Source organism: Streptomyces nitrosporeus, from assembly GCF_008704555.1.
GTDB lineage: Bacteria > Actinomycetota > Actinomycetes > Streptomycetales > Streptomycetaceae > Streptomyces > Streptomyces nitrosporeus.
In genome coordinates this window covers 3,690,775-3,716,762 of the sequence record NZ_CP023702.1, presented here as the reverse complement: position 1 = coordinate 3,716,762, position 25,988 = coordinate 3,690,775, and the positions used below count along the sequence as shown (strand labels likewise).

Below are 25,988 nucleotides of genomic sequence, written 5' to 3'. Positions count from 1 at the left end.
GAATGCCGAGTGGAACCGAGGAGTAAAGAGCTGTGAGCACCGAGAACGAGGGCAACGAGAACGACGCGGTTCCTTCCGTACCGTCTGTTCCGTCCGTACCTCCTGTGCCGGCTGCCGCTCCTGAGGGCACCCCGCCGGAAAGCGGGCTGCCCGGGGCCCCCGTCTCCCCCGCTTCCCCCGAGGACGCGCCGACGGCCCAGGTCCCCCCGGTGCACCCCGAGAGTGACCCCGGGCACTCCTCTTCCGGGGAGCGGGGCCCGTCCCCGGAGCAGGCGTACGCGCAGTCCCACGGACAGCCGCAGCAGCCGGCCCAGCCCCCGGCTCCGGCCCAGCCCCCTCTCGGTCCGGCCGCCTGGCCGCCCCCGCCGCCGGCCGTACCGTCGTACGCGGACGCCGCCGGCGCCCAGCCCTGGGGCGCGCCCGTCGCGCCGGAGGCCAAGCCTCCGCGCAAGCGGCGCGCCGGCGGACTGGTGGTGGCCGTGGCCGTCGCCGCACTGGTCGCGGGCGGGATCGGCGGCGCCCTCGGCTACCGGGCGGCCGACGGCGGCGCCTCCGGCTCGACCACCGTCGCGGCGGCCAACAGCCCGAAGGACTTCAAGCGCGCGGACGGCACGATCGCGAGCGTCGCGGCGAAGGCGCTGCCCAGTGTGGTCACCATCGACGCCCAGTCCGGCGACGGCGAGGGCGGCACCGGCACCGGCTTCGTCTACGACAAGGAAGGCCACATCCTCACGAACAACCACGTGGTGGCCTCCGCGGCGGACAGCGGCCAGCTGACCGCGACGTTCTCCGACGGCAAGAAGTACGACGCCGAGGTCGTCGGACGCGCGCAGGGGTACGACGTGGCGGTGCTGAAGCTGAAGGACGCCCCGGACGGGCTGACCCCGCTGCCCCTGGGCGACTCGGACAAGGTCGCGGTCGGCGATTCCACCATCGCGATCGGCGCGCCCTTCGGCCTCTCCAACACGGTCACCACCGGCATCATCAGCGCGAAGAACCGCCCGGTGGCCTCCGGTGACGGCTCCAGCAACAAGAACTCCTACATGAGTGCCCTGCAGACCGACGCGTCGATCAACCCGGGCAACTCCGGCGGGCCGCTGCTGGACGCGGGCGGTGCGGTCATCGGCATCAACTCGGCCATCCAGTCGACCACCGGGGGCGGCATCGGCCAGTCCCAGGCGGGCTCCATCGGTCTCGGGTTCGCGATCCCCGTCAACCAGGCGAAGAACGTCGCGGAGCAGCTGATCAAGACCGGCCAGCCGGTCTACCCGGTGATCGGGGCCACGGTGACGATGGAGGAGAAGTCCGGCGGCGCCGTCATCTCCGACGAGGGCGCGGGCGGCACCCCGGCGGTCACCCCGGACGGGCCCGCCGCCAAGGCGGGGCTGAAGGCCGGCGACGTCATCACCAAGTTCAACGACAAGGCGGTCGACAGCGGGCCGACCCTGATCGGTGAGATCTGGACCCACAAGCCGGGCGACAAGGTCACGTTGACCTACGAGCGCGACGGCCGGACGGCCACGGCCGACGTCGTCCTGGGCGAGCGCAAGGGCGACAGCTGAGGGACCGGACCGGCCTTCGCGCCGGGTGCCCCGGACACGGGCGCCCGCCGGCGTGAAGGCGGGTCCACCCGAGAGGCCCCGGAACCGATTCTGCGGATCGGTTCCGGGGCCTCTCGGGTGTGGTGGCGGGGTGGCCGCCGCGGGTCAGGGGCGTGTGCGGGCGGCCGGGGCGTTCAGGCAGAGGGCGATGTTGCGGACCGCGGCGGTGAGTTCCTCGATCACCCGGGCCGCCTGTTCCGCGTTGTGGAACGCCGGGCTCCCGGCCAGGGACAGGTCCAGCTCCTTCGCCGCCTGGAGGGCCGCCCCGGCCGCTTCGGCGGAGGGGGAGACCGGCGCGGGCGCGGATGCCTCGGCCGCGGGGAGCGGTGCGGGTGGGGCGGGCCGGGCCGGCGCGGGCGGCTCCGCCGGGGGAGCACCGGGGGCCGCGGGGGTGGCGGGGACCTCGGAAGCGCCGGAGGCTGTGGGGGCGCCCGGAAGCACAGGGGCGCCGGGGGCCGGCCGGTGCGCCGGCTCGGGCATGGCCGGTGCCGGAGGGCCGGCCGGTACCGGAGGGGCTGACCGCGCCGTGCCGTTCTCCGCTTCCCCGGGGGACCCGCCGCGCTCCTTCCGGTGTCCGTCGAGCGGGACGCGGAAGACGCCGGAGTCACCGGTCACGGAGAAGCAGCGCTCCTCTCCCGGCCGCGGCGGCGTGTCCGGCGCGGTGGGGTGGGAGCCCTGGGCGGCCCGCTCAGCGTGCGCGGCCAGGTCCGACGCGTTGCGGGCCCGGGGCAGTACGAAGTGCTCGAAACCCGGGAACGACAGGCTGGCGGAGTGCGCCGAGGGACGCGGGTCGTACTCGGTCTGCCACTGCGCGCGGTAGCAGTCGACCTGGTCGGCGCAGGCGGCCCGGGTGTGGAAGAGCGCCGTGTCCTCTCCCAGGTCCGGATACCAGAGGTTCGGCCCTGGGAAGCGCACGGTACGCATCCGCGGCCTGACCGGCTCGGCGCACCCCATGCAGCAGCCCTCCGGCACCATGAGGGGGATGCCGCCGTTCTGTTCCGGCCGGCGCGGCCCGCCCTCCCAGCGGTACTCCCCGTGGTGGCAGGGCGGCAGCTCTCCGCAGGCGCGGCAGACGGCGTAGTGCTCCGGGAGAACCTGCCAGTCATGGCTGGCAGGAGCGCACCAGTGCTTCGGTGTGGAGCGGGGCAGGTTCTCGTCGCGCAGCACGAGGACCACCGGGCGCTTGTAGAACTCGGCCCGCTCGGGGGCCGGTTTGGCCGTCTGGTTGTTGGCCCGCCGCAATTCGTTGGCGTGCCACCACAGTTCCACGTGTTCGCGCCATGCCTTCTCGTAGGAGTCCGGCCACCGGTCGCCCCTGTAGGCGTTGATCTCCAGGATCCGCCACGCCTGCCGGTCGAGTACCACGATGGAGCCGGCCCGCAGTCGCATGTGCGTTCCGTTGTCACCCTCGTCCGGCCAGTCGTGCCGGCCGATACGAGTGGGCTGGTCTGGGAGCCACCTGCGAACCTGCATGTCATGCTCCTCGGCACGAAACTTCATAGTTTCAACTGGGGCAGTTGCCAACATTCTGAACAATCAGGACGTTTAACTCGGTGTAGACACGCGCACACTGGTGACCGAAGTCGGCCAAAAACGCTTTTCGCGGCACCGTTTCCTTCCGGAAACACCGCTGAACCCGGGCTTTTTCACCCCTGGGGCTGACATCGGGCCCGGTAACCAGCGCCCTTCGGGGCCGCGTTCCGACGCCCTGGCGCCCGGCCTCGACGCCCACCCTATGAGTGATGGCGCTTCGGTCACCGTCACCCCGTACGTGTGCATCGTCCCGCGTGCCCGTGCCTGGTCGTGGGGCGTGGACACGGGCCGGGGCCGGGGAGACGGCGCCGGGACGGGCGGGGGGAGGTGTATCAGGACGGGGCGCCGGTGCCGGGTGTCTCCTGCACCGTCCGGAAGGCGCGGGGGCACCGCCGTGCGGGCGCCGGCGGGGCCTTGCCGGCCACCGGGGGACCGACGCCTCCCGATGCGGCCCGGGGCCGGTAGTCTGTACCCGCTCCGCCCGAGTGGACGGAGTCCGAGGTGGGTTGCCCGAGCGGCCTAAGGGAACGGTCTTGAAAACCGTCGTGGCGCGAGTCACCGTGGGTTCAAATCCCACACCCACCGCGTGCGGGCCGGCGTAGAAGCCGGCCGGAAGGGGTGTCTCCGGGCCGGAGGCACCCCTTTCCTTGTCCACCGTCCCCCTACCACGGTGCTCAGGGTCCGGAGTCACCGCTCCACCGCACCGGTGGCACACTGCCCCGCACGGCGCCGCCGTCATCCCGTCGCACACGGCTTTTCCGGCGGGGGCCGCGGGTCACGGAGCCGCAGCGCTCCGTGAGGCACAGGGGACATGGGACACTGTGCTGATGTGAGTTGTTCTAAGGAGAAACGGTGCCGGAGATCCAGAAGCGTCCGATCGAAAAATATCTCGACGTCGCTTCGATCTCCGAAGAGGGCACTTCCGAGAGGTATCAGCGCGCTTCCTCCCCGCACACCGTATTCACCTGGTGGGCACGCCGCCCCTTTTCCACTGCAAGGGAACTGATCTCCGCCTCGATCGACCCGGAACGGCCCGCAGGGGAATCGAAGGTGCTCGATCCCTTCGTAGGCGGTGCCACCTTCCCGATCGCCGGTACCCGCCTGGGCGTCAGGATGTACGGGATGGAGAACAACGAGCTCGCTTATTTCTCGGCGAAGGCGCTTCTCGACATCAGCAGGTCCGCCGGCCGGCAGCTCCAGCACCTGCTGGTACTGGAGGGCAGGAAGGTCCTGGACCAGCTGAAATCCGAGACCGGTGACCTCTATCCGGCCCGTGACGCCGACAATGTCATCTGCTACTTCTGGAGCCGTTCCGCCACATGTGCCGACTGCGGCGGTGAGATGCCCCTCCAGAAACGGCCCTGGCTCTCCAGGAAATCAGGGAGGCAGCGCGCCGTCGTGCAGCAACGGAACCCCTCCTCCAGGACATTCGATGCCCGTGTCGTCGAACCGGACGCGGGTGCGGTGGCTGACTCCTCGGCATGGAGCGGGCGGAACTCGCTGCGCTGCCTCTTCTGCGGAAAGGAATACGACCGGGAGCAGACGGCCGAGCTGATCCGGAAGGCCTCGGCCGACAAGCTCACCGCGGTCGCCCGGCTCGACAAGCGCAAGAGCTTCCTCGCCGTGGCGGACCCCCAGGACCACGTCACCGGCGGGCTCGCGGAAAAGATGATCGAGGAGGACTGCGCCGCGCTCGGTCTCCCGCTCCCCGACGTGGAGATCCCGGCCTGGTCCGGCATCACCAACCCCACTGTCTACGGCCACGATTCCGTTCCCTCCCTTTTCACCGAACGACAGCTCGCGGTCACGATCCGCCTGTGCAGGATCCTGAGCGAACGGCAGGAGATCTGGGAGGAGGAGTACGGCGAAGCCCGGTCGAAGGCGATCGCCGCTTTCCTCTCGGGGCTCATCGACCAGCTGGCCGACTGGAACTCCAGGCTGTGCATGTGGATCTCGCAGAACGAGCAGGTGGGCCGCGGCCTTTCCGGACCCGGTATGCCCATGCTGTGGGACTTCGTGGAGACCGACCCCCTTCTGCGCGGACCGGCGAATCTCTACGGGAAGCTCGACCGCATCGCCGCCGGTGTGGGCCAGATCCCCATGCCGGAGGACCGGGAGGAAAGGATCACCCGTGGTGACTCGCGTTCGATGGCCTATCCGGACGCTTTCTTCGACGCCGTGGTCACCGACCCCCCTTACTACGACAATCTGTATTACAGCATCCTCGCCGACTGCATCTACGCCTTCAAAAGGATGGCGCTGATCGGCGGTTTCCCCGAGATCTTCGGCGAGCCGCGGACCGATTCGACCAGGGAGCTGTCCGCCGCTCCCCGGCGGCAGGGGGGCTCTCCGGAGGCCTGGGCCTACTTCAGTACGGGCATGACGCGGGTACTGCGGGAATCCCGGCGGGTCCTCAAGCGCGACGGGGTCATCACGGTCTGCTACGCCCACAGTTCCATCAGCGGCTGGTCCTCGCTGATCGCGGCCTATGTGAGGGCGGGACTCGCGATCACCCAGCTGTGGCCCATGACGGTCGAGCGGACGCATCGTCCCCGCTCGATGCGATCGGCCGCGGTCAACACGTCCCTCGTCCTGGTGGCGAGGCCCCGTGACGTGGTGGAAACGACCGGGGAGGCGGAAGGCCCGTCCGGTACCGACGAGTTGGTCAAAGCGGCCGTGCGCCGTGCTGCGGCGGCCGGCTGGCCGGACGAGGTGGCGGCGACCCTGGCCTTCGTCTCCGCCGCCGAGGCCCGGCTCGGTGAACTCACCGACGACATGCTGAGCCGGCAGGAGACGGTGAATTCGGTGTGCCGCGAAGTCGCCGGCCGGATCCATGAGGAGATCCCGGGGTTCAGCTTCTCGTCCCGCTGATCCCGGCCGCTTCCTCCGGTGCGTGCGGCCGGAGGAAGCGGTGCGTGGCCGATCAGTCCTCCCGGGCCTCCATGGCGTTCATGAGGGTCCGGGTCTTGGCCATCCGCGCCCGTATGGTCCGCACCTTGCTGTCGATCTTGAGTGCGTCCACGGCGATGCGTTCGAGCTCTTCGCGGCTCATGGCCCCGATGTCCTCTTTCACCCGGCCGAAGTATTCGAGTTCGTCCGCCGCGCTGGTCAGAAGGCTTTCGAAGTACTCCCTTCTCGCTTCCGACCAGTCCGCCAGGTCCCACGCCAGCGCCTCGCGCAGCGCGCTGTCCAGCGCACTCCAGTACGTGGCGGCGCCGACGGTGGACGAGGTGTGCCCGCCGCCGCCGCGTCCCCAGACGGCCTCCAGCTGGGAAGGCCCCGCCCCGGCGTCGATCATCAGGGCGAGGTGCGAGTAGGACAGCAGCGTCACCCGGTACCGGTCGGCCTCCACGTACACACGGCTCTCGCCCTCCGGGTAGCCGGCGACGGGAGCGACCAGGACCGAGTAGTCGGCCCCCTTCCGCCACCTGCTCAGGGCCTCGATCTTGTAGTCCTTGGGATTGAGCGCCGTACGGGAGAGCCGGAACGCCTTGGCATCGGCCACCAGGGAGTGCGGGGGCCGCCCCCCTTCCGCCACCACGTCCGCCGAATTCGCCCTTTCCTGCGAGACCTCGGCGTCGTATCCGAGCCTGCGGAAGGATTCGGCGACGATCACGTCCATCGCCTTCGCGTACAGTTTCTCCTCGCTGGAATCGTGGCTGTAACGCTCCGGAATGCATCCGGCTCTCACCAGCAGAGCGGAGAAGTCACCACTTTCCATGCGCCGGACGGTTACGTCGATTTCGGCAGCCGCACGGTGGAACGGAAGCCCTTCCCCGACGAGTTGATCGACGAATCCATCCATCGTGAAGTCCATAACGATCTTCTGCCCCCACCCGGCTGAACGCCCGTGAACCGATATTCCGGACGATCATGCTAACGGAGCCCTTCGGCACGGGTGGCGGAACGGCCGGGCCGCCTTCCCGCCCGTCGGCGGCGCGGCCCGGGCCCCTCCGGCGGCCGTCACGGCACCTCGGGGCGTCCCCCGGCCAGACGGGCGGCCGAGGCGATGGCGGCGCGGGCCTCCTGTTCGGTCAGGCCGGTGCGGACCGCAGCGTCGGTGAGGGCATCCGCGAGGGCGTCGCCGAAGCCGTGTTCGTAGGCCCGGCAGGCCGCCCAGAAGAGACGGGTGTTGCGCTGGCCCCGGTGGGCCGCGAGGACGAAGTGGACCAGCCCCTGGCCCTGTCGGGCGGGGGACGGGGGGCCGGCGGGGCGGCGGGGGCGCGCCGGAGGTGTGAGCAGGCGCAGGAGGGGCCGGGGGCAGGGGGCGGGGGCGAGGTCCGCCGTGCCGGGGGCGAGGCGGTAGCGGCCGTGGTGGGTGACCGAGCCCGGACCGACCAGGTAACCGCCGGTCCCCCGGATGTCGATGCCCGGGGCGAGGCGGCTCGCGGAGTTGGGCACGGTGACACCCGCCGGTCCGGTCAGCCAGAGGTGTCTGCCTCCGCTCGGAGTGATCACCGTGACGGTGGGCGGGATGGTGAACAGGTGCTGGAGGGCCAGTTGCCGGAGCGCTGTTGCCGAGTCGTTGCCGTGGGCGGGGTCGATGTCCAGGTCGATGCCGATGAGCCGGTGCGGTGCCCGGCCGCAGGCGATGCCGTAACCGGTGGCTCTCGGGGCGGCGGCGAACAGGGCCCGGACGGCCCCCGGGTCGGTGGTGGCGTCGTGGACGCCGTGGCCGGGGAGCCCGCAGGCACCCCGGCAGCGGACCGGAGGGTGTTCGCCGTGGTGGGGCGAGCGCAGGGCGGGCAGCTTGGTGGCGGACAGCGGGAAGACGGGGAGCCCGCGCTCGGCGGCGGAGAGCGCGTGGGCCAGGGCCAGGGTGGCGGTCTGCCGGTCGGTGATGGCCATGCGTCCATTTTCGTACAGCAGTTCGAATAAGGGAAGGGCGGAGGCCGCGTTCGGGGTGGGCGGGGGCGCGGGAGCGGTGGCCGGTGAGCGGTGGGCCGGTGGTGCGGAACCGGCCCGTCCCGCGTCGGCCCGTCCCGCCCTGCGCAGTCTTTCTCCGCGCTTTTCCTCTTCCCGCCCGGCCCGCCGCCCGTCCGCTTCCGGACGGGGGTGTCGTGCACCCCCGGGGTGAGGACCCTGAGGCGCGCGGATGACCCCTCCACCTTCAGGAGGTGGGGCCCGCCCGGCCCCTACAACCTGAGGCGGACGCGGCTTCGGGACCTGGGGCCGATCCCCTCGCTCCGGCCCGCTCCTAGCGTGGGGGAATGACCACGCCAGTCTGCACCGGCGCCTCCAGGGCGCTCACCGCTCCCGCCGGACACCGCCGCTACGCGTCGTTCTCGTCGTACGTACGGGCGCGGGGGCCCGTACTGCTGCGCACCGCCCGCTCCCTCACCGCGAACGCGAGTGACGCCGAGGACCTCCTGCAGACCGCCCTGACCAAGACCTATGTCGCCTGGGAGCGGATCGAGGACCACCGGGCGCTCGACGGCTACGTCCGCCGTGCCCTGGTCAACACGCGTACCTCGCAGTGGCGTAAGCGCAAGGTCGACGAGTACGCCTGCGGAGAGGTGCCCGAGAAGGAGGCCGCGCCCGGCCCGGATCCGGCGGAACGGCAGTCGCTGCACGACGCGATGTGGCGGGCGGTCCTGCGGCTTCCGGACCGGCAGCGGGCCATGGTGGTCCTGCGGTACTACGAGGATCTCAGCGAGGCCCAGACCGCCGAGGTCCTCGGTGTGTCGGTCGGCACGGTGAAGAGCGCCGTGTCCAGGGCGCTCGGAAAGCTCCGCGAGGACCCGGAACTGCGGCCCGTCCCGTGACCCCGGCGGGCGGCGGCCACGGCGCCGCGGCGCCCCCGTCGCGCCGGCGGGCGGACGCCCCGCTTCCCGGTCCGCTCCGGTTCGCTCCGGTCCGGTCCGGTCCGCTTCGGTTCGCTTCGGTTCGCTCCGGCGTGATTCTGCCGGGCGTCACCGATTCGTGCTCCCGGGAGTAGTGACATACCGCGCGGTATGTGCGCAGAATCAGCGGAACCTTACTGCCGCGTAGCGCCTACCGGGAGGACGCCGTGCTGAGCACCATGCAGGACGTACCGCTGACTGTCACCCGCATCCTGACGCATGGGATGACCATTCACGGGAAGTCGCAGGTCACGACCTGGACCGGCGAACCCGAGCCGCACCGGCGGAGCTTCGCGGAGATCGGCGCGCGGGCCGCGCAGCTGGCGAACGCCCTCCGCGACGGGCTGGGTGTCACCGGTGACCAACGGGTCGCCACCCTCATGTGGAACAACGCCGAGCACGTCGAGGCCTATCTCGCGATCCCCTCCATGGGTGCCGTGCTGCACACGCTCAACCTGCGCCTCCCGGCCGAGCAGCTGGTCTGGATCGTCAACCACGCCGACGACAAGGTCGTCATCGTCAACGGGACGGTGCTGCCGCTGATCGCCCCGCTGCTCCCGCAGCTGCCGTCGGTCGAGCACCTGGTCGTGGTGGGGCCGGGCGACCGTTCGGTGCTGGAGGGCGTCGCGCCCCGGGTGCACGAGTACGAGGAACTGCTCGCCGGCCGCCCCACCACGTACGACTGGCCCGAGCTGGACGAGCGGCAGGCGGCCGCCATGTGCTACACGTCCGGGACCACCGGTGACCCCAAGGGCGTCGTCTACTCCCACCGCTCCGTCTACCTGCACTCCATGCAGGTCAACATGGCCGAGTCGATGGGGCTGACCGACAAGGACACGACGCTGGTCGTCGTGCCGCAGTTCCATGTGAACGCCTGGGGGCTGCCGCACGCGACGTTCATGACCGGCGTCAACATGCTCATGCCGGATCGTTTCCTCCAGCCCGCGCCGCTCGCCGAGATGATCGAGCGCGAGAAGCCGACGCACGCCGCGGCCGTTCCCACTATCTGGCAGGGGCTGCTGGCCGAGGTCACCGCCAACCCGCGTGACCTCACCTCCATGGCCCGGGTCACCATCGGCGGTGCGGCCTGCCCGCCGTCCCTGATGGAGGCGTACGACAAGCTGGGCGTCCGCCTCTGCCACGCCTGGGGCATGACCGAGACGTCGCCGCTCGGCACCATGGCCAACCCGCCGGCCGGGCTGAGCGAGGAGGAGGAGTGGCTGTACCGCGTCACCCAGGGCCGGTTCCCGGCCGGGGTCGAGGCGCGTCTGGTCGGCCCCGGCGGCGAACACCTGCCCTGGGACGGCGAGTCCGCGGGTGAACTGGAGGTGCGCGGACCCTGGATCGCCGGCGCGTACTACGGCGGGGCGGACGGTGAGCACCTGCGTCCCGAGGACAAGTTCAGCGAGGACGGCTGGCTGAAGACCGGCGACGTCGGGGTGATCAGCGGCGAGGGCTTCCTCACCCTGACGGACCGGGCCAAGGACGTCATCAAGTCCGGTGGCGAGTGGATCTCCAGCGTCGAGCTCGAGAACGCGATCATGGCGCACCCGGACGTCGCGGAGGCGGCGGTCGTCGCCGTGCCCGACGACAAGTGGGGCGAACGGCCCCTGGCGGCCGTCGTCCTGAAGGAGGGCGCCACGGCCGACTACGCGGCGCTGAGGGCCTTCCTCGCCCGGTCCGTCGCCAAGTGGCAGCTGCCCGAGCGCTGGACGATCGTCCCGGCGGTGCCGAAGACGAGCGTGGGCAAGTTCGACAAGAAGGTGATCCGCCGGCAGTACGCGGACGGTGAGCTGGAGGTCACCCAGCTCTGATCCCGCTTTGGGCGGGAGCACGGGCGAGGGCGGTACGGGAACTCTCCCGCACCGCCCTCGCCCCGTGTGCGCCGCACCGGGCGCCGGCGTCTCCGCGCCGCCGCCTGCACCCGTAGGCCCGTACGCCCGTAGGCCCGTACGCCCGTACGCCCGTACGTCAGGATGTCCGGGCGCCGGTACGTCAGTTGGTTCCTATCTTCGCCAGCAGATCGACGATCCGGGACTGCACCTCGTCGCTCGTCGAACGTTCGGCGAGGAAGAGGACCGTCTCACCCGAGGCGAGCCTTTCGAGATCGGACTCGTCCATGTCGGCCGAGGTGTAGACGACGAGCGGCGTGCGGTTCAGCGCACCGTTCGCACGCAGCCAGTCGATGATCCCGGCCCGCCGGCGGCGCACCTGCATCAGGTCCATCACGACCAGGTTCGGCCGTATCCGGGCCGCGAGGTCGACGGCCTCGCTGTCACCGGACGCCCGTGCCACCTGTATCCCGCGGCGCTCCAGCGTCTCGGCCAGGGCCAGGGCGATCTCCTCGTGCTCCTCGATCACCAGGATGCGCGGGGGATGCTGGTCGCTGTCCCTCGGCGCGAGCGCCTTGAGGAGGACGGCGGGGTCCGCACCGTACGCGGCCTCCCGGGTCGCCTGGCCCAGACCCGCCGTCACCAGCACCGGCACCTCCGCCGCCACGGCCGCCTGTCGCAGCGACTGCAGGGCGGTACGGGTGATCGGGCCGGTCAGCGGGTCGACGAACAGCGCGGCCGGGAACGCCGCGATCTGGGCGTCGACCTCCTCGCGTGAGTGCACGATCACCGGCCGGTAGCCGCGGTCGCTGAGCGCCTGCTGGGTCGGCACGTCAGGAGCGGGCCAGACGAGGAGCCGCCGCGGGTTGTCCAGCGGCTCCGGGGGCAGTTCGTCGTCGACGGGCAGCGGCTGAGGCCGGTTCGCGACCTCGACGGCCCCGCCCGGCCCGTCCAGCGGCTCCGGCCCCTCGGCACCCTCGTCCGGCGCGCCGATCGCGTACGCGCGCCCCTCGGGCGCGGACGCGGCCAGCAGCTGCCCCGAACCGGGCCCCTGGGTGGTGCCGCCCCCCGGGACCGCGGGTGCGGGCGGTACGGGCGAGGCGGCCGGAAGAGGAGCGGGCGCTCCCGGCTGCGCCGCCGCGGCCGACGGCTCCGGGGCGGGAGGCGCGGCCAGCTTGCGGCGCCGGCCGGCACCGCCGGGCGTCTGGTTCTGCTGGTGCGCGAGGTGCTGCGCGAACGGCACGCCCTGCCCCAGCGTCCGCACGCTGAAGGCGCGGCCCTGCGTCGAGTCCGACGAGGTACCCGGAGCCTCGGCGGGCAGCGGCCGGCGGCGCGCGTCCGGCCCGGCGTCCGGCCCCGTGGCGTCGGCCGGGTGGACGGCGGCCTCCTCCCCCACCGCTCCCGGGGCGGGGGCGGGAGGCGGGGCCATGGTGCCGGTGGTGCGCGTGGTGCCGTCCGGGGCTCCCTCGTCCGGAACTCCGGACCCGTCCTCGTGGGCCGTGAGCGCGGCGTCACCCTGCGCGGGCGTACCCTCCTGGGCCCAGTCGGGCTGCGGGGGTACGGCGGGCAGGGGCCGGCCGTGCACGGGGTGGCCCGGCCGGTTCGCGGCCTGCCCCTCCTGCTCCGGCGCATCCGCCCGGCGCGCCCTGCGGCGCCCGGACGGCACGGGGTGGGCCTGCGGCGGCGTGTGGTCTGCCTCCGGCGCGTGCACAGCGGCGTCGTGCCGCTCGGACTCACCGGCCTGCCCGGCGACGGCGGGACCGGCCTGTACGGCCGCGGCGGGCCCGGCCTGGACACCCGGGGCGGGACCGCTTCGCGCAGGGGCGGCGGGCGCGTCGACGGGGCGCGCGGCTCCGGCGCTTCCCGGACCGGCGGGTACCGGCGCCATCGCGACCGCGCCGGAGGCCGGTGCGCCGTGTCCCGCACCGGGAACACGGTCCGCGTCGGCGGGCGGCAGGGCGAACGCCGTACGCGGACCCGCCGGCTCGGCCGGGGCGGAGTGTTCCTGGTGGACCGTGAGGGCCCTGCGGGCCCGCCGCCCACCGGTCTGCCTGCCCGGCTGCCCCGGCTGCCCCGGCTGTGCCGAGGCGTCCGGCGAGGCGAGCGCGGGGAGAGCGGGGCGGTCCTCCTGCCCGGCGCTTTCCGGCAGGGCGGGCGCGTCCACGGGCATGCCCTGCGGCGGCACCGTACGGCCACGCTGCGGGCGGGTGCCGCCCTGCGCGCCCTCGGCGGCGGTCACCACGGAACCCTCGGAAGCATCCTCGGGCCCGGCGGGCAGCGCCAGCGCCCGCCTCGGCTGTTCAGCCGGAGCGGCGGCGTCCGCACCGGCCTCCGCGGGGCTGGGCCGGCCGCGCCTGCGTCCGGACCCCCCGCTCTGCTGCGGCGGGATCCCCTCCACAGCCGGTGACTCCTCCGCCGCGGGACGGCGCGCCCGGCGCCGTCCCGTCGGCTCGGCCACCGCGATCTCGCCGGAATCGTCCGGCCCCGGCCCGTCGAGCGGGCTCTCCAGGAAGGCGTCGGTGGACGACCGGCGCGCCCTGCGCCGCCCGCCCTGTGCCTGCGCGGGCGGCACGGCCACGGCGTCCACCGGCCCCGAGGGGCCGGGAACGGGAGGCACGGCAGGACCAGGAGCGGGAGCCACGGCAGGTTCGGGAACGGAAGCCACGGCAGGACCGGGAACGGGAGGCACGACGGGGCCCTGCGCGACGGCGGCACCGCCCGCCCCGGCGCCGGGCACCCCGGCCCCGGCCGCCCCGGGAAGGGGCACGCCCTGCGGCCCCACGGCCGGCTGTCCCTCCGGCAGGTCGGCCGGGCCCACGGCCGGCCCGTCCGGCACCGCGACAGCCCCGGGAACGGGCTGCCCGGAAGCCGCTCCCGCGTCGAGGCCGGGAACGGGCACAGCGGCGGGCGCGGGCGGGGGCGCGATCGTCCCCGCCCCGGAACCGATCGGCACCTCCAGGACGTAGGAGCTGCCGCTCATCCCGGCCATCTCGTGCGTCTGGAGCACGCCTCCATGGGCGTGCACGATCCCGCGCACGATCGGTACGTGTACCGGGTCGCCCCCGGCGAACGGCCCCCGGACCTCGATCCGTACGACGTCACCGCGCTGGGCGGCGGCCACCACGACCGTCGAGTCGACGTACCCGCCACCCGGCACCGGCCTGGTCCTGCCGGTCGAGTCGACCCCGGCGACGTCCGCCACGAGGTGGGCGAGCGCCGTGATCATCCGGCCCGCGTCCACCTCGGCCTCGATCGGCGGAGCGTGCACCGCGAACTGCGCCCGCCCCGGCCCGATCAGCTCGACCGCTCCGTCGATCCCGGCCGTCACCACCGAGTCGATCAGCACCGGCTGCTTCACGAGCGACTCGGTGCCGCTGTCCAGGCGCTGGTAGCTGAGAACGTTGTCGACGAGCGTCGCCATCCGGGCGTACCCCGCGGCGAGATGGTGCAGGATCTGGTTGGCCTCGGGCCAGAGCTGCCCCGCCGGATCGGCAGCCAGCGTGGTGAGTTCGCCGCTCAGTTCCTCCAGCGGCCCCCGCAGGGACTCGCCCAGCACGGCCGTCAGCTGGGCGTGCCGCCCCCCGAGGTCCGCGAGCTGCTCGGTGAGACCGGTGATCCGCTCCGTCTTCTCGTCCAGCTCGGCGGTGTGCCGCTTCGTGCGCTCGTCCAGCTCGGCCGTGTGCCGCCCGGTGAGTTCGGCGGTCTCGGCCGTGTGCCGCTCGGTCAGCCCGGCGATCTCGGCCGCGTGCTCCGCGGTGAGCCGCTCGGTCTCCGAGGTGTGCTTCGCGATCAGCTCCTCGTAGGGCCTGCGGTCGGTGAACGTCATCACCGCGCCGACCAGTTGGTCCCCGTCACGCACGGGTGCGGTCGTCAGGTCGACCGGGACGGCGTCCCCGTTCCTGGACCACACCACCTGCCCGCGGACCCGGTGCTTACGGCCCGACTTGAGCGTGTCGGCGAGCGGCGACCCGTCGTACGGGAAGGGCTCACCGTCCGCACGTGAGTGCAGGACCAGCGTGTGGAGTTCCTTGCCGCCCAGGTCGCTGGCGCGGAAGCCGAGGATCTGCGCGGCGGCGGGGTTGACGAGGACGACCCTGCCGTCCATGTCCGTGCCCACGACGCCTTCGGAGGCGGCGCGCAGGATCATCTCGGTCTGGCGCTGCGAACGGGCCAGTTCGGCCTCGGTGTCGACCGTGCCGGACAGGTCCCGTACGACCAGCATGAGGAGTTCGTCGCCGGTGTAGCTGGAGCGGATGTCGCTGTAGGCGGCCTGGCCGCTGTCCAGGCTCGCGCTGGTGACCTCGACCGGGTACTCGGTGCGGTCGGTCCGGCGCGCGACCATCCGCCTGGGCTTGGTCCTGCCCTGCTCGTCCGCAGCGTCCGGCCGGCGCATCGACCCGGGGATCAGCCTGGAGTCGAACTCCGGAAGCAGATCGAGCAGACCGCGTCCCACGAGTGCGGTACCCGGGCTCTCGAACATCTCGAGGGCGATGGTGTTGGCGTTGACGACCGTGCCGTTGCAGTTGACGAGCAGGAGCCCGTCCGGAAGGGCGTCGAGTATGGCTGCGAGGCGAGCAGCGCCTCGGGACGGCCTGCTGCTCACGAGACGCTTCCTCCCTGATTACCGCACTGTGCCGACAGTTGGCCCCATTTTGTCTTTTGGGCCGCGGACTGTCACGGAAGGAGTCTAAAGGCAGGGACGGGCAGCGCGGCGGCGGATGAGGGGGAGCTCTCACCAAGGTTCTGTGCACACGGTGTACGCCGGTGGCTCATGGCGGTGCGCGCACGCCCCCTGACATGCGCGGAAGCCCCCTCGGCCGGACACCGAGGGGGCTGTGGGCGAAGAGGCGGCCGGTCAGCGGGCGGACGGGAGGAGCGGCACGAGGTTGTTCCAGCGCGAGATCTCGCAGCCGTTGGCCTGGCTGAACCGCGCGTCGACCGGCTCCCCCTGCCAGGTCCCCTCGACCCGTGCGGCGGCCGGCCCGCCGACCTGCATGGTGCACATGGCGTTCCGGTCCGTCGGTACGAACGGGTTCTCCCCCGCCTCCGCGGCCCGGTCCAGCAGATCGCAGGCGCGCTGGGCGGCGGGATGGCTGCCGGCCGCGGGATCGCACTCCAGCTCGAAGGTGCCGTTGGCCGCCGGGTTCCCGGATTCGGAGACGGTCACGGTGAGCCGGGTCCCGGAGTCGGTCCCCCCGGCCGGCCAGTCGCCCAGCAGGAACGGCAGCGGGGGCAGCGGCACGAGCGGGGTGAGGGCGGTGGCGGCGGGCGCGGAGGCCGACAGCGCGGCGAGCGAGACCACGGCGGTGAGGGTGAGGCGGCGAAGCATGCGGGGCTCCTGATCGTTCTTGTGTACGGGGCCGGGGAAAGGGGCCGGTCGGAGAGAGGGCGGAGCCCTCGCCCTGTCTAACGCTCCTCACGCCCGCACGTTGCGCAACTCGTGGACGGCCGGCCGGGACCGCCCGCCGCCCGTACCCCGGGCCCGTTCCCTCCCGCAGGGCGCTTTGCCTCGCCGCCCACCCGCCTAGTACCGTGGGCGGCGATTGGTGACAGCACGCTCAACTGTGTCATCATCTGCACGCACCACTCGCGCTCGCGCGGGGTGTGCTGGAGGCGTCGCCTAGTCCGGTCTATGGCGCCGCACTGCTAATGCGGTTTGGGTCTTAAAGCCCATCGAGGGTTCAAATCCCTCCGCCTCCGCAAGATCCTGAAGCCCCGTGCCCCTGGCACGGGGCTTCAGGCGTATCTGGGGCCGGGAGAGCGACCCTGGGAGGCGTTTTCGCAGGTCAGATGGGGTCTGGCTAATGGATTTCGCGTCACGGCGCAGGTCATGTAATGTTGTTCCCGCAACGCCGACCAGGCAGAAAAGCCCGGGGAGCGAAGCCGCCGGGTAAGACCGACGACAAGCACTCGTAGCTTAACGGATAGAGCATCTGACTACGGATCAGAAGGTTGCAGGTTCGAATCCTGCCGAGTGCACAGCAGGCCAGAGGCCCTCAGGAGAAATCCTGAGGGCCTCTGGCGTACGTCATGACGGCGGTGATCGACGGCAACCGCGTTCGGGAGTGGATCAGGGAGTGCCCGGTGGGTCCTGGCACGGCGGCCCTGAGCCACCGGACACCCTCTGGCTAGGATCCCTGTTCATGGACATCAGGGGCGGGGATTCCACGGGTACGGACCGCGATACGGCCGTGGAGTTCGTCTACCGGCTGACGGCCGCGGACTTCGAGGAGGCGCTCCGTGCGCGAGCCCGTCGAACACCGGCGGGCCGGGCCCAGGTGCTCATGGGGCCGCTGATGGCGGCGATCGGCGTGGTCGTCTTCGGGGCTTTCCTCGATGTCTCGCTGCCCGTGTGGATCATCTCGCTGGTGCTCTCCGTGGGTGTCGCCTCCTGGGGCGCCGTACGAGGACTGCGCACCATGGCCCGCCGGATGTTCAGCATGGTGCAGTCGTACGGGCAGTGCCGCATGGTGGCCGACGACCGCGGTGCGGTCACCACCGGTGAGCAGGCGTCCTTCAGCATGGACTGGTCGGTGTTCCGGGAGTATCTGGAGACACCGGGGCTCTTCGTGCTGCTGGGCGGCGACCGCGCGGCCGGAGTCGCCGTGCTGCCCAAACGGGGCGCCCAGGGCCCCGCGGACGTGGACCTGCTCCGGGTGGTCCTGGACAGGAACCTGAAACGCCTCTAGCCGGTCATGGGGCTCCGGTCGCGCCGTCGCCCTCATCCGGCTCGTAGCCGTCACCTCTCAGCGCGTCTCCGACGCGCCGGCGGAGGGCGGGGGCCAGGCCGGTGAGGAAGGAGGCGACGGCGGCCTCCCGGTGCTGGGTCCAGGCGCGGGGGTGATCGGTGCGCAGACCCTTGATGTGCCAGGCGCCCGTGGCGGAGGTGACGCGGGCCGCGATCTCGCTGTTGAAGCCCTCGGCGGTCTCCTCGACCGCGAGGAGGGGGCCGGTGTGCTCTTCGACGGCGGCGCGAGCGGCGGACGGCAGTCGGTCGAGGCCGGTGCGGATGGTCGCCATGGGACTTCACTCTTCCACGGGCGGGGGCGGGGGCGGGGCCGGAAGCAGGTGGGACGTGCGGTGGTGCGGGCGCTTCGGACGGGTGAACAGCCGGACAGCCGGGGTCTGCGCGGTCCGTGTGACCGTTGCCCTGCTGGGAGGGGCTTCTCACGTGTGAGCGCACGGCGGTCGGAAGAGCACGGGCCGCTGAGGGTGCTCGGAGTACGCCTCCCGGAGGGCGAGCCGGGTGACACGGCACGCGGCCTCACCCTCACCGTTCGGGACCTCAAGGCTCGGCGCAGTCCCGTCCGGTGGACGAACGGCACGGGCGGGGGAAACAACAGCGGGCGAGAGTCCGCCAGGGCGGCCCGCGCCCGATGAGATCAGCGGCTGACACCGACACCGCCGGTCCCTGGCGGACACCGATGAACTCGCGTCGTGGTCGGGAACAGCGCACGTGGCGATCGGCGGTGGCGCATCTCGCGGGAGTGCACCGCATGTTGACCTGAGGTGTGCTCGGTCGGCCGAGCCGGTTGAACCCGAGCGTCAGCCCCGGGTGTTAGAACGTCTGTATGGCGTACAGATTCACGGCGCAGCTGGCATGCGGGCTCGATGATCCGGCCCAGGACGACTGCTTGACGGCCGGGGTGGCCGAGTCGGACGACGAGGAGGCTTTCTCCCTGTTGTTCATGTGCGACTTCGACGAGCCGGACGCACAGGAAGTGAGGCTCGGCATGGACACGCACTGTGTCATCACGCCCGACCAGAACACCGCCTACGGCTGTGTGCGGAAGGCAGAACTGGACGGCGACGTACTGCGCGTGACCCTGGACCCCTCGTCCTTGGACGCCCTGGGCCTGGCCGATCCGGTCGTGGAGGCCCTGCTCCGGGCGCCGGCGGCGGACGTGGCGCGTATGCGTGAGGTCCTGCCGCGCGTTCTGGCGTACGGACGTCCGGATGCCCGCCCGAACGTGATCAACCTGTAGCGCGGTACGGCAGCGGAGTGCAGCGACCACGGCAGCCGGGCACATGCGGCTGCGCCCCTGAAGGCTGTGCCCCTGAAGACCGCGCCCGCGCGGCAGACGGCCAACGGCCTTTCTCTGCGGAGCTGCAGGCCATGAGGTTGCAGGTTCGAGCCCTGCCGGGCGCACAGCAGGCCGGGGCCCTCGGGAGAAATCCTGAGGGCCCCTGCTTCTTCCGCTGTTGACGGGCTGAGCGGCCGGGACCCGGGCCGGATGAGCCCCCCGGCGCCCCCGGCCCCCGGTCGTGCCGGTCCGGCCCGCTCAGGCCGTTGTCCTGGCGGCCGGGTCCGCCCCGGTCCCTTCCTGTACGACGTGGTGGCGCCGGGCCGGGAGGCCGAGGGTCGGGTGGGCGACGCCCCAGGCCGCGCCCTTGCAGATCAGTTCCTTGTAGAGGGCGGCAGTCCGTCCGGTCAGGGCCGCGCCGATAGACCGGTCGTCGGCGGTGACGTACTGGATCAGGCCGTCCGAGCGGCCCAGGGAGACGCACTGGTTGAAGTAGCGGAACGAGGCGGTCGGGACCTTTCGGCCGGTCAGGCGGGCCGCGATGGCGTCGGCGGCCTGCCAGGCGGTGGGGGTACCGGTGGCGCACGACATCCGCAGCGGCTTGCCGCCGGGGCCCTCGACCAGGGCCGCGTCGCCGATGGCGTACACGTCCGGGTGGGAGACGGAGCGCATGGTCCCGTCGACGACGATCCGGCCCGTGCCGATGACCTCCAGGGCGGTGGCCCTCGCGATCGGGTTGACCGCGAAGCCGGTGGTCCACACGGTGACCGCGGCCGGGAGGGGCGTACCCCCGGCGGTGGTGACGCGGTCGGCCTCCACGCCGGTGACGGTGGTGTGCTCGTGCACGGTGATGCCGAGCCGGCCGAAGACCTTCCGCACGTGCCGGCGGCCCCTGGGCGAGAGCCAGTCGCCGAGCGCGCCGCGGGCGGCGAGGGCGACGCCGAGGTCCGGGCGGGCCTCGGCGATCTCGGTGGCGGCCTCCAGGCCGGTGAGGCCGCCACCGACGACGACCACGGGCTGTCCGGCCTCCAGGGCGGCCAGGCGCTCACGCAGCCGGAGGGCGCCGGGGCGGCCGGCGATCTCGTGGGCGTGCTCGGCGGTTCCGGGGACGCCCTGGGGGTCCCACTCGCTGCCGAGGGCGTAGACGAGGGTGTCGTACTCCAGTTCCTCGGTTTCCTCGGTGAGGTCCGGGCCGGTGCCGTTCATGCCGGTGCCGGTGCCGGTGTCGGTGGGGATGTCGGTGGGGATGACGGTGACGGTTCTGCGGGCCACGTCGACGCCGGTCACCTTCGCGAGCTTCAGCTCGACGCCGGTGCCCGCGAACATCTCGCCGAAAGGCCGTGGCACGAGGTCCTGGCCGGCCGCCAGCTGGTGCATCCGTACGCGCTCGACGAAGTCGGGTCCGGTGTTGACGAGGGTGAGGGCGACCTCTTCGCGGTGCAGCCGCCTGGCGAGACGCCCGGCGGCGGCGGCTCCGGTGTATCCGGCTCCGAGGACGATGACACGGTGCTGCATTTCCTGGCTCCTGTCTCACGCGGGTTCGCCCCTTGAACCGGGCAGCCCGCCGTTTCCTGACAGGCCCCGGTGTGAAGCAGCTCACATCGGGGCCGGAGGGGTCAGAAGATGTGGAGCAGCGGCTCTCCGTGTGCGGTGGCCGCCCACCGCCGGGTCGCGCGTTCGAGCTTGTCGGGGTTGACCTGGCTGCGGAGGGCGACGATGCCCTCGGGGGAGATCTCCGGGCACATGACACCGATGACCCGGCCCCCGACGACCACCACCACGGCGGGCGCGCCGTTGGCGGCCGTGACATGGACCTCGGCCGGGCCGCCGACGAGGGCGCGCTTGGCCTTGCCGGGCTTGAACAGGCCCCGTACGAACGTCGCGACCGCGCGTGCTCCTTCGAACGCCTTGGCGCGGGCCGGGACCTTCCCGCCGCCGTCGCCGACCGCGACGGCGTCCTCGGTGAGCAGTCGTACGAGCGGCTCGGTCCGGCCGCTGGTGGCGGCCGTGAGGAACTCCTCGACGATCCGCCGGGCGGCGGCCTCGTCGATCTCGGCGCGGGTCCTGCCGTCGGCGATGTGCTTCTTGGCGCGGTGGAAGATCTGCTGGCAGGAGGCCTCGGTGATGTCGAGGGTCTCGGCGGTCCGCCGGTGCGGGTAGCCGAACGCCTCCCGCAGCACGTACACCGCCCGCTCAACGGGGGAGAGGCGTTCCATGAGGGTGAGGACCGCGTACGAGACGGACTCGCGCTGCTCGGCGGTTTCGGCGGGGCCGAGCATCGGGTCCCCGGCGAGCAGCGGCTCGGGCAGCCACCGGCCCACATAGGTCTCGCGGCGGGCGCGGGCCGAGGTGAGCTGGTTGAGGCACAGGTTGGTGAGGACCTTCGTCAGCCAGGCTTCGGGGACCTCGACGCGGTCGGCGTCGGCGGCCTGCCAGCGCAGGAACGTGTCCTGCACGGCGTCCTCGGCATCGGCCGCCGAACCGAGGAGACGGTAGGCGATGGCCTTCAGACGGGGCATGGCGGCCTCGAACCGGTCCACGTGGTCCTTGGTCAGAGCCATGGCCCGGATCCTAGCGCCGCGGGGCACCGCCTCCACCGGTGCGGGCGGGGACGCCCCCGGAACCGGTCAGGCGGCCAGGAGGAGCAGGAGGAGGAGGCTGCCCAGGCCGACCACACCGCCCGCGTACCGGAAGAGGGAAGGCCCCATCCGCGATTCCTGGGCCAGCCCGATCTGCATGGTCCGTGCGCCGGCCGCGGCCCTCACGGCGTTGCGCCGCTCGGCGGCCTTGTCCGCCGCGCCCCGGACGTTGAACAGGAAGAGGAGTCCCCCGACTGTTCCGGCGAGTGCGATGACCGCCAGAAGCGCTGTCGCCATGTGTGCTGTCCTCCCCCGACGGGCTCCGGCCCGGAGCCCCGCTCCCGCTCTCTGCGCGGGATGTCCGCGCGGAGCTTCTCATCCGGACGGGCCGCTGACAAGGCACGACGGGCGGCCGCCGCCGCACCGGTCCCGGACACGCCCCTGGCAGGATCGGCGTACGACCGGGCGCCCGTGACCGCGGCGGCCGGCGGCGAGGGACGGGGAGAGGCATGGGCTGGCGGTGTACGGGCCTGAGCTGGCCCGGGGACGGGCCCGTGCTGGGCTGGCGGCGGGAGGGTTCCGGGAGAGGCCGGGAGCGGGTGAGCGCACTGGCGTACGGGAAGGAGCTGGGGTTCCGCGCAGGGGGTGAGCGGCACTGCGTGGGGGCCCGGGGCAACGTGTGCCCGGTGGCGGCGGTGGTGCCGGCGGGGAGTACGGGGGCCCGGTGCGCGGAATGCGCGCGGCTGGACCGGGCGCACTCGGTGGCCGCCGACACGCTCGCCGACGACCCGCGCCCCTACCGCGTGTATCTCGCCTGGTTCGGGCCCGGGACGGTGAAGGTCGGGATCACCCGGGAGTCCCGGGGCGGGGCGCGGCTGCGGGAGCAGGGGGCGGTGGTGTTCAGCTGGCTGGGGCGTGGGCCGCTGATGGCGGCGCGGCGTACGGAGGAGCTGCTGCGGGCGGCGCTCGGGGTGCCCGACCGGATCGCGTACGCGCGTAAGCGGGAGCTGCGGGGGGTGCTGCCGGGGGCGGACGGGCGGGCGGCGGAGGTCGAGCGGCTGTACCGGCGGGCGGTGGCGCTGGAGGGGGCCGGGTGGCCGGAGGCGCTGGAGCGGCTGCCGTTCGAAGCCGTCGACCACGGGGGGATCTTCGGGCTCGACGCGGCCGGGACGACCGGGGCGACAGGGACGGCAGGGGTCACGGGGGTGGCAGGGGCCACCAGGACGGAAGGGGCCACAGGGACGGCAGGCGCGTCCGGGGCGGGGCCGGCCGGGGAGGGGGCGCGGGCGGTCCGGGGGCTGGTGGGCGGAGGCGTGGTGGCGGGGCGGCTGGTGGCCGCCGCCGGGCCGGACCTGTATCTGGCGGTTCCGGCCGAGGGGACCGTGGTGCTTGACACCCGGCTGATCACCGGCTGGGAGCTGACCGGCGCGGACGTCCGGTCCGGTGTGACCGTGCCGCTCGTCGCGGTGGGAGCCGGTGGGGTGCAGGACGGGCTGTTCTGAGATCGTCGCGGGGAGTACCGGGACGGCGGGCGAGGGGAGAGTGACCGGTGGACAGCGACAACAGCCGTGACGAGGTCGTGCGGTTCCGGGAGCGGCTGGGGCTGCCCGGGATCATCGACGTCCATACGCACTTCATGCCGGAGCGGGTCCTGCGCAAGGTGTGGGCGTACTTCGACTCGGCCGGTCCGCTGATCGGCAGGGAGTGGCCGATCACCTACCGGCGGGACGAGGAGGGACGCCTGGCGCTGCTGCGGTCCTTCGGGGTACGGCGGTTCACGTCGATGGTCTACCCGCACAAGCCCAAGATGGCCGCCTGGCTGAACGGCTGGGCGGCGGATTTCGCCGCCCGGGTACCGGACTGCCTGCACACGGCGACCTTCTTCCCCGAGAAGGGCGTGGAGCGTTACGTACAGGAGGCGGTCGAGGCCGGGGCGCGGGTCTTCAAGTCGCACCTCCAGGTCGGGGCGTACGACGCCAACGACCCGCTGCTGGACCCTGTCTGGGGCCTGCTGGCCGAGGCGGGCATCCCTGTGGTGACGCATTGCGGTTCCGGGCCCGCCGCGGGGAAGTACACCGGGCCCGCGCCGGTCGGCAGGCTGCTGTCCCGCCATCCGCGGCTGCGGCTGGTGGTCGCGCACATGGGGATGCCGGAGTACGCGGACTTCCTGGCGCTGGCGGCGGCGTACCCGCAGGTGCGGCTGGACACGACGATGGCGTTCACCGATTTCAGCGAGGAGTTCACGCCGTTCCCGGCCGCCGAACGGGGGCGGCTGGCGGATCTGGGGGACCGGATCCTGCTCGGCACGGACTTCCCGAACATCCCGTATCCGTACGCCCACCAGCTGCACGCCCTGGAACGGCTGGGCCTGGGGGACGACTGGCTGCGGGCCGTGTGCCACGACAACGCGGGCGAACTGTTCGGGGTGTGAGGGTCCCCTCGGCCCAGCCGCCGCCGGGGGACTGCCGCCAGGGGCGCGCCAGGGTCCCGCCGCGATTCTCAGGAAATTCACAGGCGGGCGAAAGGTCTCTCTCACGGCCGTTCCACAGCCTGGGACCATGACGACGACGACCTTGCCCCAGGGACGCACCGAACCGCTCAGGCCGGACCGTGATCCCGTCCGCGTGCTGATCGTTGACGACGAGGCCCCGCTCGCCGAGCTGCTCTCCATGGCCCTGCGGTACGAGGGCTGGGAGGTACGCAGCGCCGGGGACGGTGCCGGAGCGCTGCGTACGGCGCGTGACTTCCGCCCCGACGCGGTGATCCTCGACGTGGTGCTGCCCGACGTGGACGGGCTCACGGTGCTCAGCCGGCTGCGGTGCGAGCTGCCGGACGTGCCGGTGCTGTTCCTGACCGCCCGGGACGCCGCGGAGGACCGCATCGCCGGGCTCACGGCGGGCGGTGACGACTGCGTCAGCAAGCCGTTCAGCCTGGAGGAGGTGGTGGCCCGGCTGCGCGGGCTGATCCGCCGCTGCGGCGCCGTCACCGCGCGCGCCGGGTCGACGCTGACCGTCGGCGATCTGGTCCTGGACGAGGACAGCCACGACGTGAGCCGGGGCGGGGACTTCATCCACCTGACCGCGACCGAGTTCGAGCTGCTGCGCTTCCTGATGCGCAATCCGCGCCGGGTGCTCAGCAAGGCGCAGATCCTGGACCGCGTCTGGAACTACGACTTCGGCGGGCAGGCGAACGTCGTCGAGCTGTACATCTCCTATCTGCGCAAGAAGATCGACGCGGGCCGGTCCCCGATGATCCACACCCGGCGCGGGGCGGGATACCTGATCAAGCCCGGTGAGTGACCGGTGAGTGACCGGTGAGCAGGACACGGGCCGGGCGCCGCGGACCTGGACGCCGCGGACCCGGCCGGCCGTCCACGCGGTGACGCGATCACCACGGCGGTGACGCGATCACCACGGCGGTGGCGGTGGCGGTGATCGGTTCGGACACCACGATCGCGTTCCACCGCTGTGTGCACGGCAGGCCGGACGGGCGCCTCCGGACCGGCGCCACACGTGCCGCGCCCCTCGCCCGGGCGGTCCACCGCTGACGACCGCCCCCGTCCTCGCTCTCCGGCCCCGGGCGGGGTACGGCTCAGCGCCGCAGCTCCAGATCGGCGACGACCGGGCGGTGGTCCGAGGCGAGGGTCTCGGCCACCGCCGCCCCGCGTACCCGTACCGCCCCGGGGCCGGTCCTCGACACCGCCACGAAGTCGATCCGCTTCACCGGGGCCTGGGCCGGGAAGGTCGGTGCCCCGGGGCCGGCATCGGCCAGCTCCCGCCAGAGCGGGGCCAGTTCGGGGGCGTCGGGGGGCGCGTTGAGGTCACCCAGCAGGATCTTGTGCCCCCGGTCCTCGGCCATGATCCGCCGGGTGTCGGCGACCTGCGCGGCCCGTACGGACGGGTCGGGCCGGTAGTCCAGGTGCGTCACGTACACGTGCACGGGCAGCCCCCGCACCCTCAGCACCACCTCCGCGAAGCCCGGGGCCGGAGCGGGGACCGGATCGGGGACCTGGGTGGAGAGCCGCGTGATCTCGTGGTTCCAGGCGCCCAGGATCCGGTACCGGGACAGCACCGCCACCCCGTACTCGCGCCTCGGGCCGTCCGCGTCCACCGGGTCGAGGCTGTAGAGCGGCGCGAACGAGACCCGCATGTCCAGCCGTTCGGCCAGCTCCGCCGCCAGGTCACGCCACTGGCTGCGCGCCCCCCAGTGGGAGTCCACCTCCTGGAGGCCGATCACATCGGCGTCCAGCGCCCGCAGCGCGGCCTCCTGGCGGTCCAGGCCGAAGACCCCGTCCGGGCCCGCCCCCGCGTGGATGTTGTACGTCGCGACGCGCAGCGGCACCGCCCGCCCCCGGTCGGCGGCCCCCGAGGGCGGCGCGAGCGCCGCCACCGAAAGGCCCGCGGCGATCAGGACGCCCACCGTGCGACGGCGCAGAGCCATGCCACTCCCCCTCATCCGCCCACCACCACCGGCCGCCGGCCGGTGGACGGCACCGGGAGAGCCAGGGCCTGCCCGGCCCCGGTCCGCCGGACAGGCCCTACCCCCGGGGGCGCCTCAGGTAAACGGGTTGCCGGTG

General features: G+C 72.7%; 18 protein-coding genes, 3 tRNA genes and 1 pseudogene. 12 read left to right on the top strand and 10 right to left on the bottom strand.

The features are described 5' to 3' along the window. Positions 1-32 precede the first annotated feature (32 nt). The gene (locus CP967_RS16540) at positions 33-1,562 is read left to right on the top strand and encodes a S1C family serine protease (RefSeq protein ID WP_150488704.1); all 1,530 of its coding nucleotides are present in this window, start codon (positions 33-35) and stop codon (positions 1,560-1,562) included. A 144-nt stretch (positions 1,563-1,706) separates the two neighbouring features. Here the strand turns inward: CP967_RS16540 and CP967_RS16535 are convergent, their stop codons facing one another. Then, on the bottom strand, positions 1,707-3,074 hold the full coding sequence (locus CP967_RS16535) for a hypothetical protein (RefSeq protein WP_150488703.1): 1,368 nt from the start codon (positions 3,072-3,074) through the stop codon (positions 1,707-1,709). Positions 3,075-3,634: 560 nt separating this feature from the next. Here CP967_RS16535 and CP967_RS16530 point away from each other — a divergent pair. Together CP967_RS16530 and CP967_RS16525 are read left to right on the top strand one after the other, a co-directional pair. Next, a tRNA-Ser gene (locus CP967_RS16530) sits at positions 3,635-3,719 on the top strand. Between the two features lie 267 nt (positions 3,720-3,986). Further along, positions 3,987-6,005: a DUF1156 domain-containing protein gene (locus CP967_RS16525; protein ID WP_150488702.1), complete on the top strand. Its 2,019-nt coding sequence runs from the start codon at positions 3,987-3,989 to the stop codon at positions 6,003-6,005. A gap of 52 nt (positions 6,006-6,057) precedes the next feature. Here CP967_RS16525 and CP967_RS16520 read toward each other — a convergent pair whose 3' ends face one another. Further along, positions 6,058-6,939, bottom strand: a complete 882-nt coding sequence (locus tag CP967_RS16520; protein ID WP_268253029.1) for a HindIII family type II restriction endonuclease — start codon at positions 6,937-6,939, stop codon at positions 6,058-6,060. 158 nt (positions 6,940-7,097) lie between these two features. Next, complete coding sequence (locus CP967_RS16515) at positions 7,098-7,982, bottom strand: bifunctional DNA primase/polymerase (RefSeq protein ID WP_150488700.1); 885 nt, start codon at positions 7,980-7,982, stop codon at positions 7,098-7,100. Positions 7,983-8,344: 362 nt separating this feature from the next. Here CP967_RS16515 and CP967_RS16510 point away from each other — a divergent pair, with 362 nt between their 5' ends. After that, entirely contained in the window at positions 8,345-8,899 is a 555-nt protein-coding gene (locus CP967_RS16510; RefSeq protein WP_150488699.1) for a SigE family RNA polymerase sigma factor, read from the top strand. A gap of 245 nt (positions 8,900-9,144) precedes the next feature. Further along, the gene (locus CP967_RS16505; protein ID WP_150488698.1) at positions 9,145-10,791 is read left to right on the top strand and encodes a long-chain fatty acid--CoA ligase; all 1,647 of its coding nucleotides are present in this window, start codon (positions 9,145-9,147) and stop codon (positions 10,789-10,791) included. A gap of 181 nt (positions 10,792-10,972) precedes the next feature. Here CP967_RS16505 and CP967_RS16500 read toward each other — a convergent pair whose 3' ends face one another. Continuing rightward, on the bottom strand, positions 10,973-15,412 hold the full coding sequence (locus CP967_RS16500) for a PAS domain-containing protein (RefSeq protein WP_150488697.1): 4,440 nt from the start codon (positions 15,410-15,412) through the stop codon (positions 10,973-10,975). Positions 15,413-15,664: 252 nt separating this feature from the next. Beyond that, positions 15,665-16,138, bottom strand: a complete 474-nt coding sequence (locus CP967_RS16495) for an SSI family serine proteinase inhibitor (protein WP_150488696.1) — start codon at positions 16,136-16,138, stop codon at positions 15,665-15,667. A gap of 280 nt (positions 16,139-16,418) precedes the next feature. On the opposite strand from CP967_RS16495, the gene CP967_RS16490 reads away from it, so the two are divergent. The 3 genes from CP967_RS16490 (at position 16,419) to CP967_RS16480 (ending at position 17,498) form a co-directional block, all read left to right on the top strand. Beyond that, positions 16,419-16,509: transfer RNA gene (locus CP967_RS16490), tRNA-Ser, on the top strand. A gap of 206 nt (positions 16,510-16,715) precedes the next feature. After that, a tRNA-Arg gene (locus tag CP967_RS16485) sits at positions 16,716-16,788 on the top strand. Between the two features lie 164 nt (positions 16,789-16,952). Next, on the top strand, positions 16,953-17,498 hold the full coding sequence (locus tag CP967_RS16480; RefSeq protein ID WP_150488695.1) for a YcxB family protein: 546 nt from the start codon (positions 16,953-16,955) through the stop codon (positions 17,496-17,498). 61 nt (positions 17,499-17,559) lie between these two features. Here the strand turns inward: CP967_RS16480 and CP967_RS16475 are convergent. Beyond that, a pseudogene (locus tag CP967_RS16475) lies at positions 17,560-17,829 on the bottom strand (aminoglycoside phosphotransferase); the annotation flags it as partial. Between the two features lie 551 nt (positions 17,830-18,380). On the opposite strand from CP967_RS16475, the gene CP967_RS16470 reads away from it, so the two are divergent. Then, a complete protein-coding gene (locus CP967_RS16470) occupies positions 18,381-18,794 on the top strand; it encodes an Imm10 family immunity protein (protein ID WP_150488694.1) in 414 nt (137 codons plus the stop codon). 297 nt (positions 18,795-19,091) lie between these two features. On the opposite strand, the gene CP967_RS16465 is transcribed toward CP967_RS16470, so the two are convergent. The 3 genes from CP967_RS16465 to CP967_RS16455 all read right to left on the bottom strand — a co-directional run bounded on the left by CP967_RS16465 (position 19,092) and on the right by CP967_RS16455 (position 21,709). After that, entirely contained in the window at positions 19,092-20,348 is a 1,257-nt protein-coding gene (locus CP967_RS16465) for an NAD(P)/FAD-dependent oxidoreductase (RefSeq protein WP_150488693.1), read from the bottom strand. A gap of 101 nt (positions 20,349-20,449) precedes the next feature. After that, positions 20,450-21,394 carry an RNA polymerase sigma factor SigJ gene (gene sigJ / locus CP967_RS16460; protein ID WP_150488692.1) on the bottom strand — a complete coding sequence of 315 codons (945 nt, stop codon included), beginning with the start codon at positions 21,392-21,394 and terminating at the stop codon, positions 20,450-20,452. Between the two features lie 66 nt (positions 21,395-21,460). Then, positions 21,461-21,709, bottom strand: coding sequence for a hypothetical protein (locus CP967_RS16455; protein WP_150488691.1), 249 nt, complete (start codon positions 21,707-21,709; stop codon positions 21,461-21,463). A gap of 212 nt (positions 21,710-21,921) precedes the next feature. On the opposite strand from CP967_RS16455, the gene CP967_RS16450 reads away from it, so the two are divergent. The 3 genes from CP967_RS16450 (at position 21,922) to CP967_RS16440 (ending at position 24,711) form a co-directional block, all read left to right on the top strand. Continuing rightward, entirely contained in the window at positions 21,922-22,914 is a 993-nt protein-coding gene (locus CP967_RS16450; protein WP_150488690.1) for a DUF2797 domain-containing protein, read from the top strand. A 47-nt stretch (positions 22,915-22,961) separates the two neighbouring features. Continuing rightward, positions 22,962-23,843 carry an amidohydrolase family protein gene (locus CP967_RS16445; protein ID WP_150488689.1) on the top strand — a complete coding sequence of 294 codons (882 nt, stop codon included), beginning with the start codon at positions 22,962-22,964 and terminating at the stop codon, positions 23,841-23,843. 127 nt (positions 23,844-23,970) lie between these two features. Continuing rightward, a complete protein-coding gene (locus CP967_RS16440; protein WP_150488688.1) occupies positions 23,971-24,711 on the top strand; it encodes a response regulator transcription factor in 741 nt (246 codons plus the stop codon). A gap of 292 nt (positions 24,712-25,003) precedes the next feature. Here the strand turns inward: CP967_RS16440 and CP967_RS16435 are convergent, their stop codons facing one another. Further along, positions 25,004-25,852 carry an endonuclease/exonuclease/phosphatase family protein gene (locus CP967_RS16435; RefSeq protein WP_150488687.1) on the bottom strand — a complete coding sequence of 283 codons (849 nt, stop codon included), beginning with the start codon at positions 25,850-25,852 and terminating at the stop codon, positions 25,004-25,006. Positions 25,853-25,988: the final 136 nt, after the last annotated feature.

Excerpts from the sequence above, each read along its gene's own strand:
- CP967_RS16535 (WP_150488703.1), bottom strand. The coding sequence starts at position 3,074 with ATGCAGGTTCGCAGGTGGCTCCCAGACCAGCCCACTCGTATCGGCCGG.
- CP967_RS16470 (WP_150488694.1), top strand. The coding sequence starts at position 18,381 with ATGGCGTACAGATTCACGGCGCAGCTGGCATGCGGGCTCGATGATCCG.
- CP967_RS16450 (WP_150488690.1), top strand. The coding sequence starts at position 21,922 with ATGGGCTGGCGGTGTACGGGCCTGAGCTGGCCCGGGGACGGGCCCGTG.
- sigJ (WP_150488692.1), bottom strand. The coding sequence starts at position 21,394 with ATGGCTCTGACCAAGGACCACGTGGACCGGTTCGAGGCCGCCATGCCC.
- CP967_RS16455 (WP_150488691.1), bottom strand. The coding sequence starts at position 21,709 with ATGGCGACAGCGCTTCTGGCGGTCATCGCACTCGCCGGAACAGTCGGG.
- CP967_RS16465 (WP_150488693.1), bottom strand. The coding sequence starts at position 20,348 with ATGCAGCACCGTGTCATCGTCCTCGGAGCCGGATACACCGGAGCCGCC.
- CP967_RS16440 (WP_150488688.1), top strand. The coding sequence starts at position 23,971 with ATGACGACGACGACCTTGCCCCAGGGACGCACCGAACCGCTCAGGCCG.
- CP967_RS16495 (WP_150488696.1), bottom strand. The coding sequence starts at position 16,138 with ATGCTTCGCCGCCTCACCCTCACCGCCGTGGTCTCGCTCGCCGCGCTG.
- CP967_RS16520 (WP_268253029.1), bottom strand. The coding sequence starts at position 6,939 with ATGGATGGATTCGTCGATCAACTCGTCGGGGAAGGGCTTCCGTTCCAC.
- CP967_RS16510 (WP_150488699.1), top strand. The coding sequence starts at position 8,345 with ATGACCACGCCAGTCTGCACCGGCGCCTCCAGGGCGCTCACCGCTCCC.
- CP967_RS16435 (WP_150488687.1), bottom strand. The coding sequence starts at position 25,852 with ATGGCTCTGCGCCGTCGCACGGTGGGCGTCCTGATCGCCGCGGGCCTT.
- CP967_RS16515 (WP_150488700.1), bottom strand. The coding sequence starts at position 7,982 with ATGGCCATCACCGACCGGCAGACCGCCACCCTGGCCCTGGCCCACGCG.
- CP967_RS16480 (WP_150488695.1), top strand. The coding sequence starts at position 16,953 with ATGGACATCAGGGGCGGGGATTCCACGGGTACGGACCGCGATACGGCC.